Annotated in this window: 6 protein-coding genes; 4 read left to right on the top strand and 2 right to left on the bottom strand. The window is 71.1% G+C overall.

Features of this window, described 5'->3' with window-relative positions; translation table 11 throughout:
- Positions 1–157: 157 nt before the first annotated feature.
- Positions 158–559: a winged helix-turn-helix transcriptional regulator gene (locus tag KM933_RS18125; RefSeq protein WP_221353407.1), complete on the bottom strand. Its 402-nt coding sequence runs from the start codon at positions 557–559 to the stop codon at positions 158–160.
- Positions 560–732: 173 nt separating this feature from the next.
- Between KM933_RS18125 and KM933_RS18120 the strand changes: the two genes are divergently transcribed.
- Both KM933_RS18120 and rarD read left to right on the top strand, forming a co-directional pair.
- Positions 733–1587: an SDR family oxidoreductase gene (locus KM933_RS18120; protein WP_221353382.1), complete on the top strand. Its 855-nt coding sequence runs from the start codon at positions 733–735 to the stop codon at positions 1585–1587.
- 256 nt (positions 1588–1843) lie between these two features.
- On the top strand, positions 1844–2851 hold the full coding sequence (gene rarD / locus KM933_RS18115; protein ID WP_221353404.1) for an EamA family transporter RarD: 1008 nt from the start codon (positions 1844–1846) through the stop codon (positions 2849–2851).
- Here rarD and KM933_RS18110 read toward each other — a convergent pair.
- Positions 2845–4191, bottom strand: coding sequence for an FAD-dependent monooxygenase (locus KM933_RS18110; RefSeq protein ID WP_221353380.1), 1347 nt, complete (start codon positions 4189–4191; stop codon positions 2845–2847). The genes rarD and KM933_RS18110 overlap by 7 nt on opposite strands.
- Positions 4192–4541: 350 nt before the next feature.
- On the opposite strand from KM933_RS18110, the gene KM933_RS18105 reads away from it, so the two are divergent.
- Entirely contained in the window at positions 4542–5483 is a 942-nt protein-coding gene (locus tag KM933_RS18105) for a M28 family metallopeptidase (RefSeq protein ID WP_221353378.1), read from the top strand.
- Positions 5484–5705: 222 nt separating this feature from the next.
- Entirely contained in the window at positions 5706–6287 is a 582-nt protein-coding gene (locus tag KM933_RS18100; protein WP_221353375.1) for a flavodoxin family protein, read from the top strand.
- The last annotated feature ends 49 nt before the right edge of the window (positions 6288–6336 follow it).

The following is a 6336-nucleotide window of genomic DNA, read 5'->3' as shown; positions in this document are numbered from 1 at the left end:
CCAACTCGACACCGCCATGGAACACAACGGCAAGGGCGACCTCGCAGCACTGCTCACGGGCGGGGACGCCTGGACGGTGGTCGGCTAGGCGCTTCGACCGGGCGCTCGGCGCGGGTGCCCGGCGCGGGCGCCCGGTCGAAGCGCCCGGTCCGGGCGATCAGTCCGGGCGCCCGGTTTCCCGCGCCTCCGCCACGGGGGCGCGGGCCTCGTCGTACGCCTGCCTGGCCCTCTCCACGTCGTCCATCCGGTGCTCGGTCCACATCGCCAGGGCGAGGACCTGTTCGGCGGCCTCGCGGCCGAGGTCGGTGAGGGAGTAGTCGACGCGCGGCGGGATGACCGGCTTGGCGTCACGGTGCACGAGCCCGTCGCGCTCCAGGGTCTGCAGGGTCTGGGTGAGCATCTTCTCGCTGACCCTGCCGATCGCCCGGCGCAGCTCGCTGAAACGGTACGGGCGCTCCCTGAGTTCGATCAGGACGAGGACGCCCCAGCGGCTCGTGATGTGCTCCAGGACGAGCCGGTACGGGCACATCCCCTCAGCGACGGCGTATTTGCCCACCATCGCATTCACCGCCGCGTCCGGCTTATCCGGCTTGTCCGCCATGCCTGCCGTCCCGTTCACCGCCGGGGTACTCACCGTCATGCGGGTACCTTACTTCAAAGTGGGTACTTTCCCAAAGTTAGTGCAGCTCTTATGGTGAGTGGGAACCCACCCCACAAGGAGTTGTTTCCACCATGAGCATCGTCGTCACCGGAGCCACCGGACACCTCGGCAAGCACGTCATCGAGGGGCTGCTGGAGAAGGTCCCGGCCGACCGGATCACCGCCGTCGTCCGCAGCGAGGAGAAGGCCGCCGGGTTCGCCGCCCGCGGTGTGCGGATCGCGGTCGCCGACTACAACGCCCCCGAGACCTTCGACGGGGTCTTCTCCGCCGGCGACAGGGTGCTGCTCATCTCGGGCAACGAGTTCGACAAGGGCCGGGTCGGCCAGCACAAGGTCGTCCTGGACGCCGCCAGGGCCGCGGGCGTCGCCCTCCTCGCGTACACCAGCGCTCCCGGCAGCCTGACCGCCGCGCTGGCCGACGACCACCGGGACACCGAGGCCGCGATCCTGGAGTCCGGTGTGACGTACACCCTGCTGCGCAACGGCTGGTACAACGAGAACTACACCGAGAACCTCGCCCCCGTCCTCGAACACGGCGCCGTCGTCCAGGCCGCCGGCCAGGGCAGGCTCTCCTCCGCCTCCCGCGCGGACTACGCGGCCGCCGCCGTGGCCGTGCTGACCGGCGAGGGCCACGAGAACAAGACGTACGAGCTCGGCGGCGACGACGCCTGGAGCTTCGACGAGTACGCCGCCGCGGTGTCGCAGGCTTCCGGCAAGGAGATCGCGTACAGCCCCGTCCCCGTCGAGACGTACCAGGGCATCCTGACCGGCGCCGGGCTGCCCGAGCCGCTCGCCGCGATCCTGGCCGGCGTGGACGCGTCCATCGCCAAGGACGAGCTGGTCGTCACCAGCGGCGACCTGTCGCGACTGACCGGCCGCCCGACCACGCCGATCGCGGAGTCGGTCGCACTGGCACTCAAGGGCTGAGCCCTCCCCCACCCCGGCCCCGGCCGGAGCCGGCACCCCCGCCTGTCATGACCGTATGGCGATACGGGCATGACGTGCGGGGGTGCCGGACGCTACCTTCTTGGAGGCCGCGCGTGGCTCGGATGCCACGAGGTCCGCGGCCGGGCGAGTGGGAAGGAGGGCCGTGCCGGTGGAGTCCAAGGGCGAGCAGCACACGGGTCCGCAGTCCAGGGGCGAACAGCGGATCGGTCTGCTGAACGGTTTCGCGGCGTACGGCATGTGGGGGCTCGTCCCCCTCTTCTGGCCGTTCCTCGAACCGGCGGGTGCCGGGGAGATCCTCGCCCACCGCATGGTCTGGTCGCTCGGTTTCGTGCTGATCGCCCTCGTGGTGACGCGGCGCTGGGCCTGGGCCGTCCCCCTGCTGCGGCAGCCGCGCAAGCTGGGCCTGATCACCGTCGCGGCGGCCGTCATCACCGTCAACTGGGGCGTCTACATCTGGGCCGTCAACAGCGGCCACGTGGTGGAGGCGTCGCTCGGCTACTTCATCAACCCGCTCGTCACCATAGCCATGGGCGTCCTGCTCCTGAAGGAGCGGCTGCGTCCTGTGCAGTGGGCGGCGGTCGGCACCGGCTTCGCCGCGGTCCTCGTACTGACCGTGGGGTACGGCCAGCCGCCGTGGGTCTCCCTCTGCCTCGCCTTCTCCTTCGCCACGTACGGGCTGGTGAAGAAGAAGCTCAACCTCGGCGGGCTGGAGTCGCTGGCCGCGGAGACCGCGGTCCAGTTCCTGCCCGCGCTCGGCTACCTGCTGTGGCTGTCGGCCCGGGGGGACGCCACCTTCGGCGGCGAGGGCGCCGGGCACGCGGTGCTGCTGGCCATGACCGGTGTGGTGACCGCCCTGCCGCTCGTGTGCTTCGGCGCGGCGGCGATCCGGGTACCGCTGTCCACCCTGGGACTGCTGCAGTACCTGGCGCCCGTGCTGCAGTTCATGCTCGGCGTCCTGTACTTCCACGAGGCGATGCCGCCCGAGCGGTGGGCCGGGTTCGCCCTGGTGTGGGCCGCGCTGTCGCTGCTGACGTGGGACGCGCTGCGGACGGCCCGGCGGTCGCGGACCGCTCTGCGCAACGCGGCGATCGCGGCGGCCTCGGCCACCGCGGAGGCGGCGGAGGCGGCGGAGGCGGCGGCCAAGACCGGTGCCGAGACTGGGACTGGGACTGGGACTGAGACCGAGCAAGTGGGCCGCGGCCGGCGGGCCGCGGCCGGCGACCGATCGGCGGCCGGTCAGTAGTCGGTGTCCTTGCCCATGAACAGTTCGGCGAAGCCCGCCGCGGCGGCGGGCGAAGCGAGGGTCCGCCGCAGCCGCGCCCTCGCGATGCCCGCCCGGAACGGATCGCCGGACGAGGCACCGTGGTACACCTCGGAGAGCCACTGCGAGAACTCCTGGTACTGCCACACCCGCCGCAGACACGCCTGCGAGTAGCCGGCCAGCCCGCTCCCGTCGCCCTTGGCGCAGTGGGCCACGAGCGCGTCGGCGAGCAGCAGGGAGTCGTGGATCGCGAGGTTCATGCCCTTGGCGCCGATCGGCGCGAGCAGGTGCGCCGCGTCCCCCGCCAGGTACAGCCGCCCGTACGCCATCGGCTCGACCACGTAGTTGTGCATCGCCAGGACCCGCTTCTCGATGAGCCCGCCCTCGATGAGCGGCGGGGCCCCGTCGGCCGAGAGGCGTTCGTGGAGTTCGGACCACACGCGGTCGTGCGGCCAGTTCTCCGGGTCGTCCTCCGGCGGGCACTCCAGGTAGTAGCGGGTGACCTGCGGACTGCGGGCCATGTGCCCGGCGAACCCGCGCGGGTGGATGCCGAAGACGACGCAGTCGCAGGACGGGGGCGCCTCGGCGAGCAGCGCCAGCCAGCCGACGCCGAGATCGTGCCGGGCGACCGTGACGTGCTCCGCCGGCATACGGTCCCGGGTCACACCGCGCGCGCCGTCGCAGCCCGCGACGAACTCGCAGTCCAGCCGGATGCGTCCGCCCGACCCGGGATCCGTGTACGTCACCGAGGGCCGGTCCGTGTCGATCCCGGCGGGCTCGACGTCGCGGACGCCGAAGCGGATGTCGCCGCCCCGGACGTCCGCGTACTCGCGCACCAGGTCCGTCACCAGGAGCGGCTGCGGATAGACGTAGTGACGCTGGCCCGACACGTCCGCGTAAGGGAACCTGTGCCGCTCCCCCGCGAACCGGAACNGGCCCGACACGTCCGCGTAAGGGAACCTGTGCCGCTCCCCCGCGAACCGGAACTCGCACTCGGTGTGCACCGCGGTGTTGCGCAGCAGCCGGTCCGCGAGGCCCCGGCCCTCCAGGGCGCGGACCGCCCACTCCTCCAGGAAACCCGCGCGCGGCCGCTGCTCGACGAACTCCCTGCTCTCGTCCTCCAGCACCACGCAGTCCACGGAAGCGGCCCGCAGGATGTTGGCCAGGGTGAGCCCGGCGGGCCCCGCGCCCACGACGACGACGCGGGTGCGCTGCGGGCTGACGGACTGCGCAGCGGCGGACTGCGACTGCGGGGCGGCGGACTGCGACTGCGGGGCGGCGGACTGTCGCGCGGCGGACGGAGCGGACGCGTCTGCGGTCATACGAACAGTATGGCGAAATCGACGGGTCGGCTCCGCGGTTCAGGACCTGCCGGGCCGGGCCTGCGGAACCCGGGGAACGCCGGGAACGGGAACGAGTGCCGGGGCGGTCGAGACGGCAGAAGCGCGCCCAGCGTCACCATCACCACCGGGATGCCGATCGCCGAGCCGAGCTGCGTGAAGGTGTTCGGAGAGAAAAATCCGGCCGGTGAGTGCTGGTGAATACCCGGTATCCGCTATGCGAACGTGACTGACCGGATTCTGCTCTTGACGGAACGTCAGACTCAGCTTCACCATCAGGCACCAATTTCCGCAAGGAATCCAAGGAATCCAAGGAATTCGGAGCCCCCCACATGAAGCTCTCCGTTCCCGGACGTGCCACGGGTGCCGCCGCCATGGCGATCGCCGCGTTGCTCACCACGAGCGCGATGGCCGACGCCGCGCCCGCGCGGGTGGCCGCCGCGCCGGACATACCCGTGGCCAACGTCAAAGCCCACCTCACCCAGTTGCAGTCCATAGCCACCGCCAACGGCGGCAACCGCGCCCACGGCCGCACCGGCTACAAGGCGTCCCTCGACTACGTGAAGGCCAAGCTGGACGCGGCCGGGTTCACCACCACGGTCCAGCAGTTCACCGCCTCGGGCCGGGTCGGCTACAACCTGATCGCCGACTGGCCCGGCGGCGACGCCAACCAGGTCGTCATGGCGGGCTCCCACCTCGACAGCGTCGCGTCGGGAGCCGGCATCAACGACAACGGCTCCGGTTCGGCGGCCGTCCTGGAAGCCGCGCTCGCCGTGTCCCGGACGCAGTACCAGCCCACCAAGCACCTGCGGTTCGCCTGGTGGGGAGCCGAGGAACTGGGCATGGTCGGCTCGAAGTACTACGTCAACAACCTCTCCGCCGCCAACCGCGCGAGGATCAGCGGCTATCTGAACTTCGACATGATCGCGTCACCGAACCCCGGTTACTTCGTCTACGACGACAACCCGGCCATCGAGAAGACCTTCAAGGACTACTTCACCGGCCTCGGCGTCGCGACCGAGATCGAGACCGAGGGCGACGGCCGCTCGGACCACGCCCCGTTCAAGAGCGCGGGCGTCCCCGTCGGCGGTCTCTTCACCGGCGCCAGCAGCACCAAGTCCGCGGCCCAGGCCGCCAAGTGGGGCGGCACGTCGGGCCAGGCGTTCGACCGCTGCTACCACTCCTCGTGCGACACGACGGCCAACATCAACGACACCGCGCTGAACCGCAACAGCGACGCGCTCGCGTACGCGGTCTGGGAGCTGTCGGAGTAACCGGCGGCAACCGGAGCGGGAGCGGACCGGGTCCACCGGCCCGACCTGAGAGGCCGGGCCCGGCGGACCGGGTCGGAGACCAGACGGGCCGGGCCGGACGGACCGGGCCAGACGGACCAGGTGCGAAAGACGGGTCGCTCACGGGTAGCCGACGACTGCATGCAGGTGCATATACTGCACACGCATGCAGTCGTCGTACGCCCTACATGACGGAGCCTTCCCATGACCCGCCATTTCCTCTTCCTCCTGGGCAGCAGCCGCGAGAACGGGAACACGGAGCTGCTGGCCCGCAGGGCCGCCGAACAACTGCCCGCCGACGTCACCCAGCAGTGGATCTCCCTGGCCGAGCACCCGCTGCCCGACTTCGAGGACCTGCGCCACGACAGCGACCACGTCCGGCCGTCCGGCGACAACAGGGCGACGCTGCTCGACGCGACGCTCGCGGCGACGGACCTCGTCATCGCGTCACCGCTGTACTGGTACTCCCTGTCCGCGCACACCAAGCGCTACCTCGACCACTGGTCGGGCTGGCTGCGCACCCCCGGCCTCGACTTCAAGCAGAGGATGGGCGGGCGCACCCTGTGGGGCGTCACCGCGCTGGCGCACGAGGAGGAGCAGGTCGCCGACCCGCTGATCGGCACGCTCAACCAGTCGGCCGCGTACATGGAGATGCGCTTCGGCGGTGTCCTCCTCGGCAACGGCAGCAAGCCGGGAGACGTACTGAACGACTCCGCCGCCCTGACCCGCGCCAAGACGTTCTTCGCCCGGGAGGCCCCGCTCGCCCGCTTCCCCCACGAGAGCTGAGCCGCGGGAGCACTCCGGAGCAGCCGGACCACCGCAGGAGCTCTCCCCG

This window comes from Streptomyces beigongshangae (assembly GCF_019710745.1).
Lineage (GTDB): Bacteria > Actinomycetota > Actinomycetes > Streptomycetales > Streptomycetaceae > Streptomyces > Streptomyces beigongshangae.
This window is presented reverse-complemented; position numbering and strand designations above follow the sequence as displayed.

What these genes read in the sequence shown, in the direction of transcription:
- KM933_RS18125 (WP_221353407.1), bottom strand. Translation starts at nt 559, where the DNA reads ATGGTGGGCAAATACGCCGTCGCTGAGGGGATGTGCCCGTACCGGCTC.
- KM933_RS18120 (WP_221353382.1), top strand. Translation starts at nt 733, where the DNA reads ATGAGCATCGTCGTCACCGGAGCCACCGGACACCTCGGCAAGCACGTC.
- rarD (WP_221353404.1), top strand. Translation starts at nt 1,844, where the DNA reads ATGTGGGGGCTCGTCCCCCTCTTCTGGCCGTTCCTCGAACCGGCGGGT.
- KM933_RS18105 (WP_221353378.1), top strand. Translation starts at nt 4,542, where the DNA reads ATGAAGCTCTCCGTTCCCGGACGTGCCACGGGTGCCGCCGCCATGGCG.
- KM933_RS18100 (WP_221353375.1), top strand. Translation starts at nt 5,706, where the DNA reads ATGACCCGCCATTTCCTCTTCCTCCTGGGCAGCAGCCGCGAGAACGGG.